This window comes from Nocardia sp. NPDC056952 (assembly GCF_042674185.1).
Classification (GTDB): Bacteria; Actinomycetota; Actinomycetes; order Mycobacteriales; family Mycobacteriaceae; genus Nocardia.
Genome location: NZ_JBHURA010000008.1, coordinates 69,680 through 89,759, shown reverse-complemented (window position 1 = coordinate 89,759; position 20,080 = coordinate 69,680). Strand labels below are relative to the sequence as shown.

Below are 20,080 nucleotides of genomic sequence, written 5' to 3'. Positions count from 1 at the left end.
TGTTGCGGGCCATCCGGCGTGCGCGACCCCAGCGGCTCGCACCTACTCGATCCGCCCGAGCACCAGCTCCCCTGGCTTACCGTCGGGCGCGGAATCGATCGTCACAGCATCGGCGAGAGCAGCCGAAGCCCCGGCGAACGCCTCCGGCGTATCGGTGTGCAGCGTCAACAAGGGCTGACCCGCCACCACCGAGTCCCCCGGTTTGGCATGCATCTCGATGCCGGCCCCCGCCTGCACCTTCTCCCCTTGCCGAGCACGCCCCGCACCGAGCCGCCACGCGGCGAGTCCCACCCCCATCGCGTCGAGCCTGGTCAGCACCCCGCTCGATTCCGCCCGCACGATCTCGCTGTGCCGCGCGACCGGCAGCGCGGCGTCCGGGTCACCGCCCTGCGCCTGAATCATCGTGCGCCAGTGATCCATCGCCCGACCGTCAGCGAGAACATCGGCGGGATCGATCCGCAACCCCGCCTGCGCGACCATCTCCCGCGCCAGCGTCAAGGTCAGCTCGACCACATCCGCAGGCCCCCCACCAGCGAGAACTTCCACCGACTCGGCCACTTCCAGCGCATTGCCCGCGGTGCGCCCGAGCGGTGTATCCATCGCGGTGAGCAGCGCGACGGTCTTCACACCCGCATCGCGCCCGAGCTCGACCATCGCGGTGGCGAGTTCCCGAGCGCCGTCGAGCGTCTTGAGGAAGGCACCCGAGCCGACCTTCACATCCAGCACCAGCGCCGCTGTCCCCTCGGCGATCTTCTTGCTCATGATCGAACTCGCGATCAACGGAATCGACTCGACCGTCCCGGTCACATCCCGCAGCGCGTAGAGCCGCTTGTCGGCGGGGGCGAGATCGGCGCCCGCGGCGCAGATCACCGCGCCGATCGCCGGGTCGGTCAGGATCTCGCGCATCCGGGGCACCGTCACATCGGCCTGCCACCCGGGAATCGACTCGAGCTTGTCCAGCGTCCCACCGGTGTGCCCGAGCCCTCGCCCGGACAACTGCGGCACCGCAGCCCCACACGCGGCCACCAGCGGAGCCAACGGGAGGGTGATCTTGTCGCCGACCCCACCGGTCGAATGCTTGTCGACGGTCGGTCGCGGCAGGTCGGTGAAGTTCATCCGGGTACCCGACCCGATCATCGCCGTCGTCCACCGGGCGGTCTCGCACCGGGTCATCCCCCGCCACACGATCGCCATGGCCAGCGCCGACATCTGCTCGTCGGCGACGATCCCCCGGGTGAACGCGTCCACCACCCAGTCGATCTGCGCGTCGGACAGCTCGCCGCCGTCGCGCTTGGCAGTAATGACCGAAACCGCATCCAGTGCCGTCATGGCGCCCAGTCTGGCACTGCCGACCGACTACTGCTTCCCGGCCGCCAGATCATCCGGTCCGAAGGCGTAGGGCAGGAGCTCCGACAGCGGCTTCGGGCCGTCGGCGTGGTCCACCAGTAGTTCGCCCCCGCCGTGTTCGAACAGCAGCTGACGACAGCGCCCACACGGCATCAGGATTTCGCCGCGAGAATCGGTCACCGAGACGGCGATGAGACGGCCGCCGCCCGACGCGAATAAGTTACCGACGAGTACACATTCGGCACACAGGGTTAGCCCATATGAGACATTTTCCACATTGCATCCGCTCACAATTCGGCCATCCGCGCTGAGAGCAGCGGCGCCGACGGGGAAACCCGAGTACGGGGCGTACGCCGACCCCATTGCCCGAATTGCCATGTCATGCAACGTATTCCAGTCGATTTCGGGCATCGATAACCTCCAGCCGATCCCGCCGAACACCGGGAAACAGAGGCCGGAACACCAGTATCCGGCATCGAGAAAGGTAAACCTAACTCGCCTGTTTTACGCGCAACGCGCGGCACGCCGAATTAGTTCCGCGAAACAGAGGGGATTAGAGTTCACCGAAGATCGGTTCAGGTTCCCGGCGGCGGGCCAGCGCTCGAGAATACAGCGCAGCCACCTGGGCATTTGCCTCTCCACGCATGCCGGCGTCGGATCTGTGACCGGGTCCATCAACGACGTTGGAGGCACCGCACTCTATGACCACGATAGAAGCTCCGGCTCCGGCCCAGCCGAAGCGGAAGACGCTGTACCGCGGCGACCCTGGCATGTGGTCGTGGGCGCTGCACCGGATCACCGGTGTCACGCTGTTCTTCTTCCTCTTCGTCCATGTGCTGGACACGGCACTGGTCCGGGTCAACCCGGACACCTACGACCACTCGATCGCGATCTACAAGAACCCGATCGTGGCGTTGATGGAGATGGGTCTCGTCGTCGCCGTCCTGTTCCACGCCCTCAACGGCGTCCGGGTCATTCTGGTCGACTTCTGGTCCCAGGGTCCGCGATTCCAGAAGCAGATGCTGTGGATCGTGCTCGCCATCTGGGTTCTGGTCTCCGCCGCCGGCGTCGGCCGCCAGTTCTTCTACCTGCTGACGGAGCACTGATATGTCTGCACCTGTCCTCGGCAAGTCCTACGATCGCCCGGCCAGCCTCGACTCCCCGCGTTCGCCGCGTGGCAAGTCGAACGGCAACTTCGAGAAGTACGCATGGCTGTTCATGCGCATCTCGGGCCTGTTCCTGATCGTGCTGGTGCTCGGCCACATGTTCATCATGCTGATGATCGACGGTGGCGTGAACCGCCTGAACTTCGCGTTCGTGGCCGGTCGCTGGTCCAGCCCGTTCTGGCAGTTCTGGGACCTGTCCATGCTGTGGCTGGCTCAGCTGCACGGCGGCAACGGTCTGCGTGTCATCATCGACGACTACTCGCGCAAGGACTCCACCCGGTTCTGGCTCAAGACCATTCTCGTGGTTTCGATGGTCCTGGTCGTCGCTGTCGGCACGTACGTCATCTTCACCTTCGACCCCAACATCACAGGTTAGGAACAGGCCACCTCGCATGAGTGAATCCCGTCCGATTCAGGAGCATCGCTACGACGTGGTCATCGTCGGCGCCGGTGGCGCGGGCATGCGCGCGGCGATCGAGGCCGGCCCGCGCGCTCGCACCGCGGTCCTGACCAAGCTGTACCCGACCCGTAGCCACACCGGCGCGGCCCAGGGCGGCATGTGCGCCGCACTGGCCAACGTCGAAGAAGACAACTGGGAATGGCACACCTTCGACACCGTCAAGGGTGGCGACTACCTCGTCGACCAGGACGCCGCGGAGATCATGGCCAAAGAGGCCATCGACGCGGTCATGGACCTGGAGAAGATGGGCCTGCCGTTCAACCGCACGCCCGAGGGCAAGATCGACCAGCGTCGTTTCGGTGGCCACACCCGTGACCACGGCAAGGCGCCCGTGCGTCGCGCGTGTTATGCCGCCGACCGCACCGGTCACATGATCCTGCAGACGCTCTACCAGAACTGCGTCAAGCACGACGTCGAGTTCTACAACGAGTTCTACGTGCTCGACCTGGTGATGACCGAGTCCGATCGTGGCCCCGTCGCCACCGGCGTCGTCGCCTACGAGCTGTCGACCGGCGACATCCACATCTTCCACGCGAAGTCGATCGTGTTCGCCACCGGCGGCTCTGGCCGCATGTACAAGACCACCTCGAACGCGCACACGCTGACCGGTGACGGCATGGCGATCGTGTTCCGCAAGGGCCTGCCGCTCGAGGACATGGAGTTCCACCAGTTCCACCCGACAGGCCTCGCGGGCCTGGGCATCCTCATCTCCGAGGCTGTGCGTGGTGAGGGCGGCATCCTGCGCAACGCCTCCGGTGAGCGCTTCATGGAGCGCTACGCCCCCACCATCAAGGACCTCGCGCCGCGTGACATCGTCGCCCGCTCGATGGTGCTCGAGGTGGCCGAGGGTCGCGGCGCCGGTCCGAACAAGGACTACGTCTACATCGACGTGACCCACCTCGGCGCCGACGTGCTCGAGGAGAAGCTGCCCGACATCACCGAGTTCGCGCGCACCTACCTCGGCGTCGACCCGGTCTCCGAGCTCGTGCCCGTCATGCCGACCTGCCACTACGTGATGGGCGGTATCCCCACCCGCATCCGTGGCGAGGTGCTGCGCAACAACACCGACGTGGTCCCCGGCCTCTACGCCGCCGGTGAGTGCGCGTGCGTGTCGGTGCACGGCGCGAACCGTCTCGGCACCAACTCGCTGCTCGACATCAACGTGTTCGGCCGTCGCGCCGGCATCGCGGCCGCCGAGTACGCCAACCGCACCGAGTTCACCGAGATGCCGGAGAACCCGTCGCAGATGGTGATGGACTGGCTCGAGCTGATCCTGTCCGACCACGGCAACGAGCGCGTGGCCGACATCCGCACCGAGCTGCAGGCCACGATGGATGCGAACGCGGGCGTGTTCCGCACCGAGGAAACCCTCAAGAAGGTCCTCACCGACATCCACACGCTCAAGGAGCGCTACACCCGGATCACGGTGCAGGACAAGGGCAAGCGCTACAACAGCGACCTGCTCGAGGCCGTCGAGCTGGGCTTCCTGCTCGAGCTGGCCGAGGTCACCGTCGTCGGTGCGCTCAACCGCAAGGAATCGCGTGGCGGCCACGCTCGCGAGGACTACCCGGACCGCGACGACGTGAACTTCATGCGGCACACGATGGCGTACAAGGAGGGCCCGGAGCTCATCTCCGAGATCCGCCTCGACTTCAAGCCGGTGGTGCAGACCCGCTACGAGCCGATGGAGCGTAAGTACTGATGACTGCTGTTATCGAACCCACCAAGCAGAAGCCGGCGCCGGTCCCCGAGGGCTCGGTCATGGTCACCGTCAAGATCGCCCGGTTCAGCACCGAGGACGACAAGGGCGCGCACTGGGACACGTTCCAGGTGCCGGTCCTGCCGACCGACCGCTTCCTCAACGTGCTCATCTACATCAAGTCCTACCTGGACGGCACCCTCACCTTCCGGCGCTCCTGCGCCCACGGTGTGTGTGGCTCCGACGCCATGCGGATCAACGGTGTGAACCGGCTGGCCTGCAAGGTGCTGATGAAGGACATGCTGCCCAAGGGCGACAAGACCCTCACCATGACCGTCGAGCCGATCCGCGGCCTGCCCGTGGAGAAGGACCTCGTGGTCGACATGGAGCCGTTCTTCGACGCGTTCCGCGCGGTGAAGCCGTACCTGATGACCTCGGGTAACGAGCCCACCCGTGAACAGATCCAGAGCCAGGCCGACCGGGCCCGCTTCGATGACACCACCAAGTGCATCCTGTGCGCCTGCTGCACCACGTCGTGCCCCGTGTACTGGACCGACGGCAGCTACTTCGGCCCGGCCGCGATCGTGAACGCCCACCGCTTCATCTTCGACAGCCGTGACGAAGGCGCCCGCGAGCGCCTCGACATCCTCAACGACGTGGAAGGTGTCTGGCGCTGCCGCACCACCTTCAACTGCACCGACGCGTGCCCTCGTGGTATCGAGGTCACCAAGGCGATCCAGGAAGTCAAGCGGGCCCTGCTCTTCACCCGCTGACCCTTCTCGTCTTTACGTCACTGGCCGCCTGCATCCGAGATGCGGGCGGCCAGTGCTATTGATCGGCGCGCTCACAGCATCACAAGAAGCCCTCGGAAGAGTGCCTACCAGCGGCTTCATCGCAGCGATAGAGGCAGCGCTTCCAGGATCCGGACTCGGCCACACGTACATGAAGGCCGGGTGGCGTGGGGGTGCAAGCCTTCGTGGTGTCGGAGGACAGCTTGTGGAGATCAATAATTCCGCGACGCACAGTCTGGCTGAGTATCAAGCTCAGCAGCAACGCCAGGTCGCTGATTTCCAGAACCTGGAAAACGGTCCACGATGACCTCGACCCCGCCCACCGTGTCACAAATCAAGAGTTGGTCGTTCGATGCCTTGACCAGTCAGGCGGACGAGTGGGCGGCCAGCACTCGATTGATCACTGATGAGCATTCGGCGATAACCACCCAAATGTCCAATTCGCCGGGCTTCTGGCAAGGACCCGCCGGTGACGCGATGCGAGCCAAAGGCGACGAAGCGCGGACCTCTCTTTCTAAGGTGGTTGGAGCATTTGAAGACTCACACAAAGCCACGCGATCCGTCGCCCAAATTCTCAGTTTTGCCAAAGCTGCGGCCGTCGACGCAATATCGGCCGCAGAGGATTTGAAACTCACAGTGAGCGAAGATGGCTCCGTTGACTATTCTGAAGAGCTCATAGCTTGGCTGATAAACGAGGACAAGCAGAACCTCACGACCGCCCTCGCGATCGCACGGAAGCTGGCATGGCAGCATGAAGTCTCAGTGAAGACGACGCTTGCCAATGCAGCGCAGTCAGCGGAAGACGCGCGGACGGCGATCGACAAAATCTTTTCCGAGGTTCCGATTCCACCGAACGCCGAGCTAGATCAGATCAAATTCAGCTACCAGACAGGCGTAGATCCGGCCGGTATGACAAAGTGGCCAGACGGCGCATTGGCCGCGACGCTCCAAGTCCTCACGTTGGGATCAATCGATCCCAAGGATGTCACACAAAGCGAAGCGGAGATGCTGAACAATCTCAGTCTCGCAGATCAGGCGCGTTTTCTCATTCTTTCCGATGAAGCATCGGCAGCCGCCGAGGAAGCTTACCCCGGCATAGCTACACAGGACAGTCAGTCATGTCGACGCGTACAGGCACACATACTGGAATGCAATGATGACCCAGGAGTTCGGTGCAGAGTGGACCCAAGAATACGCGACCAAACACGAGGGACGAGCAGACAATGCTGCAGTTCGCGAAGCGATGGACCTGCACAATAACGAAGTCGGACGTAAGATCGGCGCGGCAAACCCACAGGCAAGCTCCGCCGAGATGCGGGAGTTGGTCCAGCAGGCAGTAGATGATGGCGATACGGTCCTCATCGATCGCGATCAAAATCTGGCCTGGACCGGCGATGTAAAACCAGGCTCCTCGGTTGTTTCCGAAGAATTCGATCGGAATCCAATCTTCTTACCAGGAACGCCCTTGCCGAACAGCAACCCTTCCCCGAACAGGCCGAATTCCTGAGCATAGAGTGGAGATTAAAGCGATGGCGATGAGGTGGATAGCTGTTTCCACGCTTGTGCTTGGCACAAGCGCAACAACGCTTACCGGCTGCGATTCGTTGAATGCGGGAGAATCAGTTGAGGTCGCTTCGGAGCCAACCGGCTGGGATGCACCATTCTCCCAACTGCTGGCATCACATAACAGTTCGAAACTGGGTGACGTCGTTCGAAATACGGGCGTGCCCGTCGAAGAATGGGATAAACTGTACAGTTTCACCGGCGACGCCTCTCCAGAACGCGTAAATGATACTGTTGGAATTGGCGATATAGAATGGGTGAACCGCTCACGCAGCACTGACGTCACTATGCACGTCTTCGTCAGCAATGGGAAGGTGGTCTACGCATTCAACGATCAGCAACCCCGCAACGGAGCGACAAGTGGTGCGTTCTCGACACCTACCGCGACTGTGACACCGCGCGCTATTGAGCGCGGCTACCCGACAAACGACACCGTCTGGGTACTCGATATCGGCGGTGGCGAATAGCCAGGCCCCATCCTCAACGACGTCGAAGGTGTCTGGCGCTGCCGCACCACCTTCAACTGCACCGACGCGTGCCCTCGTGGTATCGAGGTCACCAAGGCGATCCAGGAAGTCAAGCGGGCCCTGCTCTTCACCCGCTGACACCGTTCTCGCTACACAGGCCGTCCGCACCGAAAGGTGTGGGCGGCCTTTGTCGTTCGTCGGCACTTGCGGGGAATGACGACAGGGTGGATAGTGTTACTATCCATAGTAGATAGTGTCAGTATCCATTCTGGGAGTACTAATGATCACCCTCGTCGCCCTGGTCGGCTCGCTCGTCGTCTTTCGCACGCTCGGAGCGCTCGGCGTGACCCGATTCGCCTCGTGGTCCGCCAGCGCCGCCCACGCGCTGGCCGTCATGCTGGTGATGACGGGCACCGCGCACTTCATGCCCGCGAGCGTCACCGTGATGCCCAACTACGCCGACATGGTCGCCATGATCCCGCCCTTCGTCCCGTTCCCCGGCTTCATGGTCCTGGCCAGCGGCGTCCTGGAACTTCTCGCCGCGCTCGGCCTGATCCTCACCCGCGCGAGGTGGATCGCGGGCTGGGCCCTGGTGCCGCTGTTCCTCCTGCTCCTGCCCGCCAACATCTATGCGGCCCTCAACGACATCCCGTTCGCGGGCGAGCCCGCATCGCCCCTGTGGCAGCGAATCCCGGAACAGGCGCTCTACATCGGGTTCGCAGTATGGGCGACCCGATCGGCACCCCGAGTCCTGCCCGCAATACGGCGACAGGAGCCGTCGCCGATCTGAACACCTGACCGACAAAGGCCATCAGCATCGAATGATGTTGGTGGCCTTCGCTATTGACAACCAGTACCCCTACCTCGTGCTGACACAACATGTCCCGTCATACGCACTAGCGGTAATGGGAAGCCGCGTCCAAGACGGCGGTTCGATAGGAACGGCCGAAGAGGACGGCGTGCGCCAGGAGCAGATGGAGCTGATGGAGGGGGATGCGGGTTTGCCAATCGGGGGCCAAGGGGTGGACGTCGTTGTAGGCGGCGACGATTCGGGGGAGGTAGGGGGCGCCGCCGAAGAGGGACAGGGTCGACAGGTCCGTTTCGGGGTGGCCTCCATGGGCGGCGGGGTCGATCAGCCAGGGGGTGCCGGAGGGGCCCCAGAGGATGTTGCCCGGCCAGAGGTCGCCGTGGATTCGGGCAGGGGCTTCGTCGGGGGCTTCGATGTGAATCGATTCGATGTCGGTGGCGTCGGTGGGGTCGAGAGCGCCCGCGTCGACGGCGAGCTTCAGGTACGGCAGGATTCGGCGTTCGCGGTACCAGGTGGGCCAGTCCTCGCCGGGGGTGTTGTCGAGGGGCAGACTGGCGAGGAAACCCGCGGCGGCAGCGCCGAATTCGGGGGCGCCCGCATTGTGGGTCACCGCTAATCCCGCACCGAATCGTTCGGCGGCGACGGCGGTCGGCTCGGCGTGGTCGACCCACTGCATCAACAGCAGTTCATCGGTCTGCGCGTACAACTCCGGCACCGCGACACCACCGGCCTCTCGCAGCCAGCGCAGCCCCTGCGCTTCCGCCGCGAAGAGTCCGGACGGAGCGGGCGCCCGCTCGGCGGTCGGGGCGGCGGACACCCCACCGGGCCAGGTCTTCAGGAACAGATGCGTCCCATCGTCGAGCGCGATCCGCTCGGCGACGCTGATCGACCCACCCGCTACGGGCGTCGTGCGCAGCCGCTGGTGAGCGAGGAACGTCGGAAGCAGGTGCGGGTGCGCACGCAGAAACGGCAGGTCCACGCCGCCATCTTGCCCAGGACGGCCGGTGGTGGTCAGCGAATCGGAGGATCCCAGGTCCGGACCACGCGTCCCGAGCCCATCGAGCCAGTTTGTGAACAGGTATTACTAAACACTGTTCATAAACGGTGTCGACGTGGTTTCATCGTGGTGAACGTGTTCCACATCACGGTGCGAAGTCCGCGCACCGGATCGAAGGAGACTGCCGTGACCAGCACAAACATCCCCGCGGGATTCGATTTCACCGATCCCGATCTCCTCGCCAGCCGATTGCCGATCGAGGAGTTCGCGCAATTGCGACGCACCGCGCCGGTCTGGTGGTGCGCGCAGCCCGACCGCGCCAGCGGGTTCGACGACGGCGGGTACTGGGTGGTGTCCAAGCTGGCCGACATCAAGGAGATCTCGAAGAATCCGGAGGACTTCTCCTCGCACGAGAACACGGCGATCATCCGGTTCAACGAGGAGACCACGCGCGAGCAGATCGACATGCTCGGCAACATGCTCATGCTGAACCTGGATCCGCCGCAGCACACCAAGATCCGGCGCATCGTGTCGAAGGGCTTCACCCCGCGCGCGGTGGAGAACCTGCGGGCCGCGCTCACCGAGCGGGCCGAGAAGATCGTGTGGGAGGCCAAGAAGTCCGGTCGCGGCGACTTCGTCGAGCAGATCGCGTGTGAGCTGCCGCTGCAGGCCATCGCCGAACTGATCGGCGTGCCGCAGGAGGACCGCATGAAGCTGTTCGACTGGACCAATCAGATGATCTCCTACGACGATCCGGAGTTCGAGGGCAATCACCACACCGCGACCGCCGAGGTGATGGGCTACGCCTGGAACATGGCCGAACAGCGTCGCGGCTGCCCGGCCTCCGACATCGTCACCCAGCTGGTCAACGCCGACGTCGACGGCGAGCACCTCGGTTCCGACGAGTTCGCGTTCTTCGTCATCCTGCTCGCGGTGGCGGGCAACGAGACCACCCGCAACTCGATCACCCACGGCATGAAGGCCTTCGTCGACAACCCGGACCAGTGGGAGCTCTACAAGCAGCAGCGCCCGCGCACCGCACCGGACGAGATCGTGCGCTGGGCGACGCCGGTGACCGCGTTCCAGCGCACCGCGACGCGTGACCTGGAACTGGGCGGGCAGCAGATCAAAAAGGGCCAGCGGATCGGATTGTTCTACAGCTCGGCCAATTTCGACGAGGACGCCTTCGCCGATCCGTTCCGGTTCGACGTGCTGCGCGATCCCAACCCGCACGTCGGCTTCGGCGGCACCGGTACGCACTACTGTGTCGGCGCGAATCTGGCCCGCCTGGAGATCGACCTGATGTTCAATGCCATTGCCGACGCGATGCCGAACCTGCGCCAGGTCTCCGATCCGGTGCGGCTGCGCAGCGGCTGGCTGAACGGCATCAAGCGGTGGGAAGTCGAATACGCTTGAACCGAAACATGACCGAAGGGGTGGCCGCTTGACGGGCAAGGCACGTGGCCGTGTGCCTGTGGTGACCGACGCCGATATCCGGCGGGTCACGCGGGCGCTGCTGGCCGAGCAAGGCCCCGATTCGGTCACCCTGCGGGCGATCGCGCGCGAACTCGGCGTCACCGCGCCCGCGCTGTACCGGCACTATTCCTCGCGCGACGAGTTGATCGAGCGGATGCGGGTGGAGTTCTGCGCCGATCTGGCCGAGTTCCTCTCGACCGAGATCGAGCCGCTGCCCGACGACGGCGCGGTGCAGTTCCTGGCCATCTGCCGGGGGTTCCGGCACTGGGCGCTGGCGAACCCGCGGGAATTCACCCTGGTGTTCGCCTCGCCCACCTCGGGGCGACCGATGATGCGCCGCTTCGACGAACCCTTCGGCCGGATCTTCCTGGCCGCGGCGGGCAGGCTGCTGGCGAACTTCGAGATCGCCACCCCACCGGGCGAGACCATCCCGGCCGCGCTGCGCGAGGACCTCATCGGCTTCCAGACCGAACTGCTGGCCATGCTCTCGGAGTCGGGACAGAAGTTCCCCGCCGAGAAGCTGGACCTGGGCGTGACGTACCTGATGGTGCAGATCTGGGCCCGGCTGTTCGGCCACGTCACTCTCGAGGTGTTCGGCAATTATCCGATCCCCCTGGCCGATCCGGAGATCATGTTCGACGCCATGCTCGCGGATCTGGCTCGCACCACCGGTTTCGCAGGCTGAGGCGCGTCCCGGCCGTCAAGGCAGAGGTGGCGCGGTGGACCAGGTTTCGCCCGCGACCACGATGTGGTCGAGGTAGCGCAGACCTACCGTGCGGGCCGCTTGGTGGAGCAGGGTGCTGGCTCGGCGGTCGTCGGGGCTGGGGGCGGGATCGCCAGAGGGGTGGTTGTGGACCACGGCGAAAGCTCGGCCGTCGTGGCGCAGGACGGTGTTGAGGATTTCCCGGACGGGGACGGCTACGTGGTCGATGGCGCCCTCGGCGACGAAAGCCCGGTGGCGCAGGCGGTTCTGGGTGTCGCAGACGAGCACGAGAAGTCGCTCCACCCGGGCGCCCGCGAAGAGCGGGATCGCCGCTGCCGCGATGTCTTCGGGCGTGGTGAGCTGAGGTAGCGAATCGGTGGGCGTGCGTGAGCGGGTGCCGAGGTGGAAAGCCGCGACGACCGTGGCGGCTTTGGCCGGGCCGATGCCCGCGCGGGCGGCCAGTTCTTCAGGGCGGGCGGCGGAGAGTTCGGCCAATCCGCCGTAGTCGCCGATCAATTGGGCGGCGACCTCCAACGCGGATCGGCCGCGAGTCCCCTGGCCGAGCAGCAGCGCCAGCAGCTCGCCGTCGCTGAGCGCGTGCGGGCCGAGCAGGAGCAGCCGCTCGCGCGGACGCTGGGCGACAGGCAAACTCGCGATCGGAACCGACATCGTTTCCCCCTGCGGATCGGTGACTGACTCCCGATGATCGCAGGGGGTACCGACAAGTCCGGGCTACCCCTCGGCCACCACGTGGGTGACGAAACCCGAACCCGGATCCACCCGCTAGGTGGGCTCCGCGCTGAAAACCGAATCGGCCATCAGCCGTTCCAAATTGCGTAGCTGGCGTTCGTGCACCACGATGCGGCGCAGCGCCTCGTTGACGGTGGCATTGCTGTCGGCGGTGCCCATGATGTCGGCGGCAGCGGCCAGCAGGCGCTGATCGAGATCTATTCGCAGGTTGCGCACGCATCCTCCTCTTCTACGATCGCAATCTTGCGTGATGGCGGCTCGGCTCGTCCGCTAATTCACCGCGTCGTTACCGAAACCACGCGTTCGCAAGTCCACACAGCGGCCGTCGGCATCGGACAGCAAGCACACAGAAAACACAGCTCACCGCCGGAATCCGACAGCGACCACCCCTGCAACTGTGCAGTTTGCGTAGTTGCCGGCGTGGTTGTTGTCGCGACGGGAATGCGGTGATTGCCTGGAGTCATGTTCACCGAGGCCCAGCTCTACTCGCCGGTGACGCGCGAGCGTGACGGCGATGTGACGGTGCATCTGAGCGATGACCACCCCGGCGTGCACGACGAGCACTACCGCGCGCGCCGCAACGCCATCGCCGCGCTCGCACTCGACTACTCCCCCGGCGCCCCCGTACCCCACATCGACTACACCGATGACGAGCAGCGGGTGTGGCGGATCGCCTCGGCCGAGCTGGCCCGCAAGCACGAGGTCTATGCCTGCCGTGAGGTCAGGGAGGCAGCAGGCAACCTCGCTCTCCCGCACGATCACATCCCGCAACTCGACGAGGTGTCACGGCTGCTCACCCCCCTGTCGGGCTTTCGGTACGTGCCCGCCGCGGGCCTCGTCCCGCTGCGCGAATTCTTCGGTTCCTTCGCCGAGCGCACCTTCCACTCCACCCAGTACATCCGCCATCATTCCGCCCCGCTGTACACCCCGGAACCCGACGCGATCCACGAGATCATCGGCCACGCCAACCAGATCGCCAGCCCACGTTTCGCGGCGCTGTACGAGACGGTCGGCGCCGCGGTGGCGCGGCTGGAGACCGACAACGCGCTGAAATTCCTCGCCGACGTCTTCTGGTTCTCGCTCGAGTTCGGCGTGGTCAGGGAGAACGACGAAATCCGTTGCTACGGCGCCGGACTGCTGTCGTCCTATGGCGAGATCGACGAATTCCGGCACGCCCGGCTCCGTCCGCTCGATGTCGCGGAGATGGGCACCATCGCCTACGACATCACCCATTACCAGCCGGTGCTGTTCTGCGCGGATTCGGTGGACCAGATCGTCGGCGTGCTCGGCGAATTCTTCGCGACCATGGATGACGAGACGCCGGCCAGGCTCGGTCACCCCACCCAGGCTGTTTCATAGCTATCTCCGAAAACGTTGCTACAGAACACAGTTCAACTTTTCGTGTTTCTCACTTGTTGGGACCCGACACGCGCGACCGATGCGCGACTGTTACCTTCGACCCGTTCTTCGAGCTTTTTGAAAGGGTCGGGTAGACCGAAAATGACTGTGGACGCGACAGATACGCAGGCCGAGCAGAACCCGGAACCGGAAGCGCCCCTGTGGCTACAGGGCCGGGAAGCCGTGATCGCCGCCGCGGCGCCGGAGGAATGGCGCGGCAATGTTCCCGACTACGAACTGAGCCACGAGGTGATCCCGCGCGAGCGCAGCGTCGAGCACGCGCCCGGTTCGCTCGAGGCGATCGTCGAGGACCTGGTGAAGGTCTTCGAGATGGAGGTCTCGCACAAGGCCGACCCCGCGACGTGGCTGTCGGTGGTGGCCGACCAGTATCGCGGCCGGGTCAACGGCGGAACGTGGCAGGACGCCGAGGAGTTCGCTCGTATCGGCAGCTACAACATCCTGATCGGCGACAACCCCTACTACGACGCCGAGAACGAGACCTTCGATTCCTCGCACCACATCTTCCACACCGCTTTCCCCGGCGGCTTCTTCTGGGAGGTCCAGGAAGTGCTGTCGGGCCCGCCGTCGGTGAGCTTCCGCTGGCGGCACTGGGGCAAGTTCGAGGGCGAGTACAAGGGCCACCAGCCCACCGGTGAGCAGATCGAGATGTTCGGTGTGACCATCGCCCGCGTCAGCGAGGACCTGCGCATCCTCGAGCTGGAGCACTTCTACGACAACAACAAGCTGCTGGGCCCGCTGGCACACGGCTGCCCCGTGCAGCACGGCAAGCCGGAGTGATCAGGCCTTCTCCCCGAACGGCAGCCCTGCTTGCAGGAATGCCAGCGCGTCACTGACGTTGGTGACGTTCATCGGGGTGGCGGGCGCGATGGCGAGCATGGAGCCGATCATCGCGCCCGCGGCCACCCGCACCTCGAAGTCGTCGGCGGACCGGCCGGTGTAGTCGGCCAGCATCTGGGCGGCGAGTTCGATACTGCGCAGAAATTCCAATCCGATGGCCGAGCGCAGTTCCGGCACATGGAACAGCAACGCCTGGCGTTCCTGTTCGAAGGCGAGATCGGCGGGCGACATCCGGCCGAACACGGCCATGGTCGCGTTGCGGATGGCGGTGACCGGGTTCAGGCCGCGCGGGAGCGAGGCCATTTCCTCGATCATCACCGCATCCTGGTCGTCGGCGATGACCAGCTGTTCCTTGGTGGGGAAGTAGCGGAAGAAGGTGCTCGGCGATACCTCGGCCGCCGCCGCGATCTGCTCCACCGTGGTCTCGGTGTAGCCCTGTTCCCGGAACAGCCGGAACGCCTCGACCCTGATGGTTCGGCGGGTCCGCTCCTTCTTCCGCTCGCGCAGCGACATCTCAACCGACATGGATCGATTCTGCCGCATCCGCGTCGGTCGCCGGTGCCGTCTGTTGCCGTAGCCACAGCGCGGTGCCGAGTCCGGCGATCAGGCACACCGCCGCGCACAGCCCGAGCATGGTGTCCATGCCCGCCACGAAGGCCTGCTGGACCTGCGCCAGCATCGCCGGATCACCGGTCTCCCGCGCGACCGCCACACCCGCGTTGACACCGTCGGAGATCGGCGCGCGGTCGAGCGCGCCGAGGTCGGCCCGGTACCGGGTGGCCAGCACGGTGCCGAGCACCGCGACGCCGATGGTGCCGCCCGCCTGCCGAAGTGCTTGCAGCAGTGCCGAACCCGAACCCGAGCGTTGCGCGGTCAGCTCGCCCATCGCCAGACCGACCGCGGCGGGCATCACCATGCCCATCCCGGCGCCGAGCACCGTCGTCCACAGCGCCGTGAGCCAGTAGCCGCTCTCGACCGTGGTGAACGCGCCCAGTCCGAGGCCACTCGCGAGCACGAGCAGTCCGGCGGTGATCACCACCCGCACGCCCAGCCGGGGCAGCGCCACGTCGACCAGTCTGCTGCCGATCACGAGCCCACCGATCAAGGGCAGCAGCCGCAGCCCGCTGCCGAGCGCGTCGACGCCGAGCACGGCCTGGAAGTACTGCGGGACGGTGAAGAACATCCCGAACATGGCGAAGCTGACCAGGATCGAGATCGCGGTGCCCCAGCGGAAGCCGGGTGCGGCGAACAGCGCGAGGTCGATCAGCGGATGCTCGGTACGGCGCTGCCACCACAGGAACACGGCCAGCGTCGCCGCCCCGGCCGCGACGACGAGCCAGCCGAGCAGGTCGCCCCAGCCGCGTTCGCCGATCCGGATGAAACCGTAGGTCAGCCCGAGCATGCCCGCCGCCGAGAGCAGCGCGCCGAGGAGATCGACGCGAAAAACGCTGTCACTGCGCGATTCCGGCACCAGTGTGGCCACGGCCAACGCTCCGATGACGACCAGCGGCACATTGATCAGGAACACCGAACCCCACCAGAAGTGCTGCAGCAGCCAGCCGCCGAGGATCGGGCCCAGCGGCAGGCCGATGGCGGTCGAGGTGACCCAGATCGTCAGCGCGCGTTGCCGCTCGGCGGGCTCGGTGAACAGCACCGGCAGCACCGACATCGACAGCGGCACCAGCGCGGCGGCGGCGACGCCGAGCACCACCCGCGCCACGATCAGCTGGCCGGCGGACGTGGCGAACGCGCAGCCCACGGAGGCCACACCGAACAGCACCAGCGCGGCCAGCAGGATCTTCTTGCGTCCGTACCGGTCGCCGAGCGCGCCCGCGGGCAGCATCAGCGCGGCCAGTGCCAGCGTGTAAGCGCTGCTGAACCATTGCAGCGCAGCGGTATTCGCATCCAGGTCCACCGCGAGCGTCGGGATGGCGACCGTGAGCACGGTGACGTCGAGTCCGATGGTGAGCATCGCCACGGCAAGCGCGCCGAGCGCGAGCCAGCGGCGGGTGTCTTCCGTCCGCATATCTCCTCCAAAATGATAGCTACTACTTTTTGATAGTAACTCTCATTTGAGAGCTCATGTCAATACCCTACCCGGTCCGGACCTGTCAGCTCGTGGACCGGCGAACGCGTCACCGCAGCGACTATTAGGCTGCGAGGCGATGAGGATTCGTGAAGTCGGCCTGCGCGCCGCATGCCTTCTCGGTGCTGCCGTCACCGTCACCGCACTCGCAGGCGCTCCCGCCTTCGCCGTCCCCGCCACCGACGGGCCACCGGTCGGCGGCTCGAGTACGACCACCACACCCCCGTTCACCACGCCGAACACCGACGACTGCCCACAGAAGACGCAGCCGCCCGCGCCGATCGACACCTCGGAGGTGCCTGCGCCCGGCGAGCCGACACCGACCCAGCTCCCCGTCCCCTCCCCCGCCATCGGCGGTCAGCGGATGGGCGATTGCGGCGTGATCGTGCCCGACGGCGCACCCCCGGTGCCCGCCGAGATCTCGGCGACCGCGTGGATGGTCTCCGACCTCGACACCGGTCGCGTGCTCGCCGCCAAGGATCCGCACGGCCGCTACCGCCCCGCCAGCACCATCAAAATCGCCCTGGCCATCGTCGCGCTGCGCAGTCTGGATCTGGACAAGGTCGTGGTCGGCACCCAGGCCGACGCCGATGTCGACGGCACCAGGGTCGGCATCGGACCCGGTGGCCGCTACACCAACCGCCAGCTCATGCAGGCCCTGATCATGTGCTCGGGCAACGACGCCGCGCACGCCATCGCCACCCAGCTCGGCGGCGACAAGGCGGCCGTGGCGAAGATGAACGAGGTGGCGAAGTCGTTGCGCGCGCTGGACACTCGCGCCGCAACCCCGTCCGGCCTCGACGGACCCGGCATGAGTACCTCGGCCTACGACCTGTCGGTGCTGTTCCGCGAGGCGATGAACATCCCGCTGTTCGCCGAACTGATCCACACCGAGCAGGTGGACTTCCCAGGATTCCCCGCCGACCCCAAGATCCCCGACGACAACTTTGACAAAGCAGACCACCCCGGCTTCCCGATCGCCAACGACAACCAGCTGCTCTACAACTACGCGGGCGCGATCGGCGGCAAGACCGGATTCACCGACGACGCCCGTCAAACCTTCGTCGCCGCCGCCGAACGCGACGGCCATCGCCTGGTCGTCACCCTGCTCAAGGCCGACGTGCGCCCGATCCGGCCCTGGGAGCAGGCCGCACGACTGCTGGACTACGGTTTCGCCCTCGACACCGACGCCAGGATCGGCAAGCTGCCCGAATCAGGCAGCGAGGCAGTGCAACCCAGCGTCCCCCTGGCGTCACCCCCACCGCGCGCCGACGGTACCCAGGCCGACCTGGTCCGACCGGCACACCAGGGCGCTCGCATCGCCACCCTGATCGGCGGCCCGGTGCTGATCCTCGTGCTGCTGCTCTGGGCCCGCAGGGCTTTCCGGCGCGGGCGCTGACACCGAACGCCGGGCGCTACCGCCGTTTACCGGCCAGCATCAAGGCGAGCGCCGCCACAGCTCCCGCCCCGAAGTAGGCGGCGCCGGCGCCGGTCGACATCCCGTGCTCGACCACCCGCGGCCGGATGACCACCGCGTCCGGCGGCTCGACCGTGGCAGCACGCTCGTTGTCCGACGACGTCGCCGCCCACGCCGTCGCGAACAGCAGGATCCGATAGGACATGTAGCTGAAGACCATCAGGCCGATGATCGACCCGAACGTCGCCCCCACCGGGCTGGACAGCACCGCCCGCAGATAGATCGCAGCGATGATCTTGAAGATCTCGAAGGCCACCGCCGCCAGCACCGCCGCCCGCGCCGCGCTGCGCAACGACACCGGCTCGCGCGGCAGCCGCGCGATCATCCACGCGAACACCGCCCACGACGCGAGCAATCCGAGCGCGATGGAAACCAGCCGCAACACCAGACCCGCCCCGGGCAGATGATCCGCCCCCAGCAGCTCGAGCACCCCCTTGCCCAACCCGCTCGCCGAGACCGCCGACAAACCGAGCGACACCACGAAGGCCAAGCCGAGACCGATCAACGCACCGATATCCGACAGTTTGGCCAGCCACCACGGCTTGTCGGGGCTGTGACTGGCCCACTGCTCGGTGAGCGCGGCCCGCAGGTTGGCGATCCAGCCGAGCCCGGTATAGAGCCCGACCAGCAAGCCGATGACGCCGACCGTGCCGCGGGAATTGATCGCCTGTTCGATGAGGTCGTTGATCTGGGTGCCGAAGGAGCTGGGAATCTTCTCGACGACCTTGTCCTGCAACTCGGTCAGCAGGTCGGGGTGTCCGGCCAGAATGAAACCGGCCACCGAGAAGGCCACCATCAGCAGCGGAAACAGCGACAGCACAGTGAAATACGTGATGCCCGCCGCGAAGAAGTCACCGCGCTGGCTCTGGAACCGCCCACCGGCCCTGACCAGATGATCCAGCCAGGGCCTGCGCCCGATCTGCTTCTCGACGGCTGTCGAGATGTTGTCGATCAACTGCATGACACGCGCCCCTTCAGCGAAAACCTCAGGTGCGCAACGGGTCAGCGAGCGAGGAAGCCAACCCGGTCGTACACCTGAGCAAGTGTGTTGCCTGCGATCTCACGCGCCCGCTCGGCACCCGCGGCCAGAATCCGGTCCAGTTCTGCCTGATCGGACAGGTATTCCTGCACCTTCTTCTGCACGGGTGTCACGAATTCGACCAGCGCGTCGGCCACCTCGGCCTTGAGATCACCGTAGCCCTTACCCTCGAAATTCACCTCGAGGTCGACGATCGGGGTTTCGCGCAGCGAGCTCAGGATCACCAGCAGGTTGCTCACGCCCGCCTTGTTCTCCGGGTCGTAGCGGATCTCGCGCCCGGTGTCGGTGACCGCCGAACGCACCCGCTTGGCGGTGACCTTCGGGTCGTCGAGCAGGTTGATCAGCCCGGCGTCGCTGGAGGCCGACTTGCTCATCTTCGAGGTCGGGTCCTGCAGATCGAAGATCTTCGCGGTGCCCTTGACGATGTGCGGTTCCGGCACGACGAAGGTCTTCTTGTAGCGAGTGTTGAAGCGCTGGGCCAGGTTCCGGGTCAACTCGAGGTGCTGACGCTGGTCCTCGCCGACCGGCACCTGGTGCGGGCGGTAGAGCAGGATGTCGGCGGCCATCAGCACCGGGTAGGTGAACAGGCCGACGGTCGCGTTCTCGGCGCCCTGCTTGACCGACTTGTCCTTGAACTGGGTCATCCGGCCCGCTTCACCGAAACCGGTGATGCAGCTCAGCACCCATGACAGCTCGGCGTGCTCGGGCACCTGACTCTGCACGAACAGCGTGGACTTGGCGGGGTCGATGCCGAGCGCGAGCAGCTGGGCGGCGGCGGACTTGGTGCGCGCCCGCAGCGCCTTGGGATCCTGGCTGACGGTGATCGCGTGCATATCCGGAATGAAGTACAGCGCGTCGTACTCGTCCTGCATCGTCACCCAGTACTGCAGCGCACCCAGATAGTTGCCGAGGTGGAAGGAGTCGCTGGTGGGCTGGATGCCCGACAGCACCCGCTGCTTACGTTCGGCCGTCTCGGCCGGGGCAGGACTGGACAT

At 65.6% G+C, this 20,080-nt stretch carries 22 protein-coding genes and 1 pseudogene; 14 read left to right on the top strand and 9 right to left on the bottom strand.

Annotation, left to right across the window (positions count from 1 at the left end):
- Positions 1 to 42: 42 nt before the first annotated feature.
- Both ACFTS5_RS25475 and ACFTS5_RS25470 read right to left on the bottom strand, forming a co-directional pair.
- The gene (locus ACFTS5_RS25475) at positions 43 to 1,329 is read right to left on the bottom strand and encodes a thymidine phosphorylase (RefSeq protein ID WP_378635510.1); all 1,287 of its coding nucleotides are present in this window, start codon (positions 1,327 to 1,329) and stop codon (positions 43 to 45) included.
- Between the two features lie 27 nt (positions 1,330 to 1,356).
- Entirely contained in the window at positions 1,357 to 1,758 is a 402-nt protein-coding gene (locus tag ACFTS5_RS25470) for a cytidine deaminase (protein ID WP_378635507.1), read from the bottom strand.
- A 290-nt stretch (positions 1,759 to 2,048) separates the two neighbouring features.
- Here ACFTS5_RS25470 and sdhC point away from each other — a divergent pair, with 290 nt between their 5' ends.
- The 9 genes and pseudogenes from sdhC to ACFTS5_RS25425 all read left to right on the top strand — a co-directional run bounded on the left by sdhC (position 2,049) and on the right by ACFTS5_RS25425 (position 8,283).
- Positions 2,049 to 2,453 carry a succinate dehydrogenase, cytochrome b556 subunit gene (gene sdhC / locus ACFTS5_RS25465; RefSeq protein WP_266296386.1) on the top strand — a complete coding sequence of 135 codons (405 nt, stop codon included), beginning with the start codon at positions 2,049 to 2,051 and terminating at the stop codon, positions 2,451 to 2,453.
- Position 2,454: 1 nt separating this feature from the next.
- Positions 2,455 to 2,889, top strand: a complete 435-nt coding sequence (locus ACFTS5_RS25460; RefSeq protein ID WP_194826025.1) for a succinate dehydrogenase hydrophobic membrane anchor subunit — start codon at positions 2,455 to 2,457, stop codon at positions 2,887 to 2,889.
- 34 nt (positions 2,890 to 2,923) lie between these two features.
- Positions 2,924 to 4,675, top strand: coding sequence for a succinate dehydrogenase flavoprotein subunit (sdhA, locus tag ACFTS5_RS25455; RefSeq protein WP_378635801.1), 1,752 nt, complete (start codon positions 2,924 to 2,926; stop codon positions 4,673 to 4,675).
- Complete coding sequence (locus ACFTS5_RS25450; protein WP_378635503.1) at positions 4,675 to 5,445, top strand: succinate dehydrogenase iron-sulfur subunit; 771 nt, start codon at positions 4,675 to 4,677, stop codon at positions 5,443 to 5,445. Before sdhA ends, ACFTS5_RS25450 begins: the two co-directional genes overlap by 1 nt.
- Positions 5,446 to 5,766: 321 nt before the next feature.
- Positions 5,767 to 6,723 carry a WXG100 family type VII secretion target gene (locus ACFTS5_RS25445; RefSeq protein ID WP_378635821.1) on the top strand — a complete coding sequence of 319 codons (957 nt, stop codon included), beginning with the start codon at positions 5,767 to 5,769 and terminating at the stop codon, positions 6,721 to 6,723.
- The gene (locus tag ACFTS5_RS25440) at positions 6,617 to 6,970 is read left to right on the top strand and encodes a DUF6973 domain-containing protein (protein ID WP_378635500.1); all 354 of its coding nucleotides are present in this window, start codon (positions 6,617 to 6,619) and stop codon (positions 6,968 to 6,970) included. Before ACFTS5_RS25445 ends, ACFTS5_RS25440 begins: the two co-directional genes overlap by 107 nt.
- A 7-nt stretch (positions 6,971 to 6,977) precedes the next feature.
- Entirely contained in the window at positions 6,978 to 7,493 is a 516-nt protein-coding gene (locus ACFTS5_RS25435; protein ID WP_378635498.1) for a hypothetical protein, read from the top strand.
- Positions 7,494 to 7,502: 9 nt separating this feature from the next.
- Positions 7,503 to 7,631: pseudogene (locus ACFTS5_RS25430) on the top strand (succinate dehydrogenase iron-sulfur subunit); the annotation flags it as partial.
- A gap of 142 nt (positions 7,632 to 7,773) precedes the next feature.
- Positions 7,774 to 8,283, top strand: coding sequence for a hypothetical protein (locus tag ACFTS5_RS25425; RefSeq protein WP_378635495.1), 510 nt, complete (start codon positions 7,774 to 7,776; stop codon positions 8,281 to 8,283).
- A 106-nt stretch (positions 8,284 to 8,389) separates the two neighbouring features.
- Here ACFTS5_RS25425 and ACFTS5_RS25420 read toward each other — a convergent pair whose 3' ends face one another.
- A complete protein-coding gene (locus ACFTS5_RS25420; RefSeq protein WP_378635492.1) occupies positions 8,390 to 9,280 on the bottom strand; it encodes a fructosamine kinase family protein in 891 nt (296 codons plus the stop codon).
- A gap of 204 nt (positions 9,281 to 9,484) precedes the next feature.
- Here ACFTS5_RS25420 and ACFTS5_RS25415 point away from each other — a divergent pair, with 204 nt between their 5' ends.
- Entirely contained in the window at positions 9,485 to 10,714 is a 1,230-nt protein-coding gene (locus tag ACFTS5_RS25415; RefSeq protein ID WP_378635489.1) for a cytochrome P450, read from the top strand.
- A 28-nt stretch (positions 10,715 to 10,742) separates the two neighbouring features.
- Positions 10,743 to 11,459 carry a TetR/AcrR family transcriptional regulator gene (locus ACFTS5_RS25410; protein WP_378635486.1) on the top strand — a complete coding sequence of 239 codons (717 nt, stop codon included), beginning with the start codon at positions 10,743 to 10,745 and terminating at the stop codon, positions 11,457 to 11,459.
- A gap of 15 nt (positions 11,460 to 11,474) precedes the next feature.
- Here ACFTS5_RS25410 and ACFTS5_RS25405 read toward each other — a convergent pair whose 3' ends face one another.
- Together ACFTS5_RS25405 and ACFTS5_RS25400 are read right to left on the bottom strand one after the other, a co-directional pair.
- Positions 11,475 to 12,146: a RadC family protein gene (locus ACFTS5_RS25405; RefSeq protein WP_378635484.1), complete on the bottom strand. Its 672-nt coding sequence runs from the start codon at positions 12,144 to 12,146 to the stop codon at positions 11,475 to 11,477.
- 114 nt (positions 12,147 to 12,260) lie between these two features.
- Positions 12,261 to 12,443, bottom strand: coding sequence for a type II toxin-antitoxin system VapB family antitoxin (locus tag ACFTS5_RS25400; RefSeq protein ID WP_378635482.1), 183 nt, complete (start codon positions 12,441 to 12,443; stop codon positions 12,261 to 12,263).
- A 246-nt stretch (positions 12,444 to 12,689) separates the two neighbouring features.
- Here ACFTS5_RS25400 and ACFTS5_RS25395 point away from each other — a divergent pair, with 246 nt between their 5' ends.
- On the top strand, positions 12,690 to 13,586 hold the full coding sequence (locus tag ACFTS5_RS25395) for a phenylalanine 4-monooxygenase (RefSeq protein WP_378635480.1): 897 nt from the start codon (positions 12,690 to 12,692) through the stop codon (positions 13,584 to 13,586).
- A gap of 141 nt (positions 13,587 to 13,727) precedes the next feature.
- A complete protein-coding gene (locus ACFTS5_RS25390) occupies positions 13,728 to 14,423 on the top strand; it encodes an ester cyclase (RefSeq protein ID WP_378635478.1) in 696 nt (231 codons plus the stop codon).
- Here the strand turns inward: ACFTS5_RS25390 and ACFTS5_RS25385 are convergent, their stop codons facing one another.
- Together ACFTS5_RS25385 and ACFTS5_RS25380 are read right to left on the bottom strand one after the other, a co-directional pair.
- Positions 14,424 to 15,008, bottom strand: a complete 585-nt coding sequence (locus ACFTS5_RS25385) for a TetR family transcriptional regulator (protein ID WP_378635475.1) — start codon at positions 15,006 to 15,008, stop codon at positions 14,424 to 14,426.
- Positions 14,998 to 16,509 (bottom strand): MFS transporter, encoded by a 1,512-nt coding sequence (locus ACFTS5_RS25380; protein WP_378635473.1) that lies wholly within the window; start codon positions 16,507 to 16,509, stop codon positions 14,998 to 15,000. Before ACFTS5_RS25380 ends, ACFTS5_RS25385 begins: the two co-directional genes overlap by 11 nt.
- A 139-nt stretch (positions 16,510 to 16,648) precedes the next feature.
- Between ACFTS5_RS25380 and ACFTS5_RS25375 the strand changes: the two genes are divergently transcribed.
- On the top strand, positions 16,649 to 17,968 hold the full coding sequence (locus ACFTS5_RS25375) for a D-alanyl-D-alanine carboxypeptidase family protein (RefSeq protein WP_378635470.1): 1,320 nt from the start codon (positions 16,649 to 16,651) through the stop codon (positions 17,966 to 17,968).
- 16 nt (positions 17,969 to 17,984) lie between these two features.
- Here the strand turns inward: ACFTS5_RS25375 and yhjD are convergent, their stop codons facing one another.
- Positions 17,985 to 19,007, bottom strand: coding sequence for an inner membrane protein YhjD (gene yhjD / locus ACFTS5_RS25370; protein ID WP_378635468.1), 1,023 nt, complete (start codon positions 19,005 to 19,007; stop codon positions 17,985 to 17,987).
- Between the two features lie 41 nt (positions 19,008 to 19,048).
- The gene (trpS, locus tag ACFTS5_RS25365) at positions 19,049 to 20,080 is read right to left on the bottom strand and encodes a tryptophan--tRNA ligase (protein ID WP_378635465.1); all 1,032 of its coding nucleotides are present in this window, start codon (positions 20,078 to 20,080) and stop codon (positions 19,049 to 19,051) included.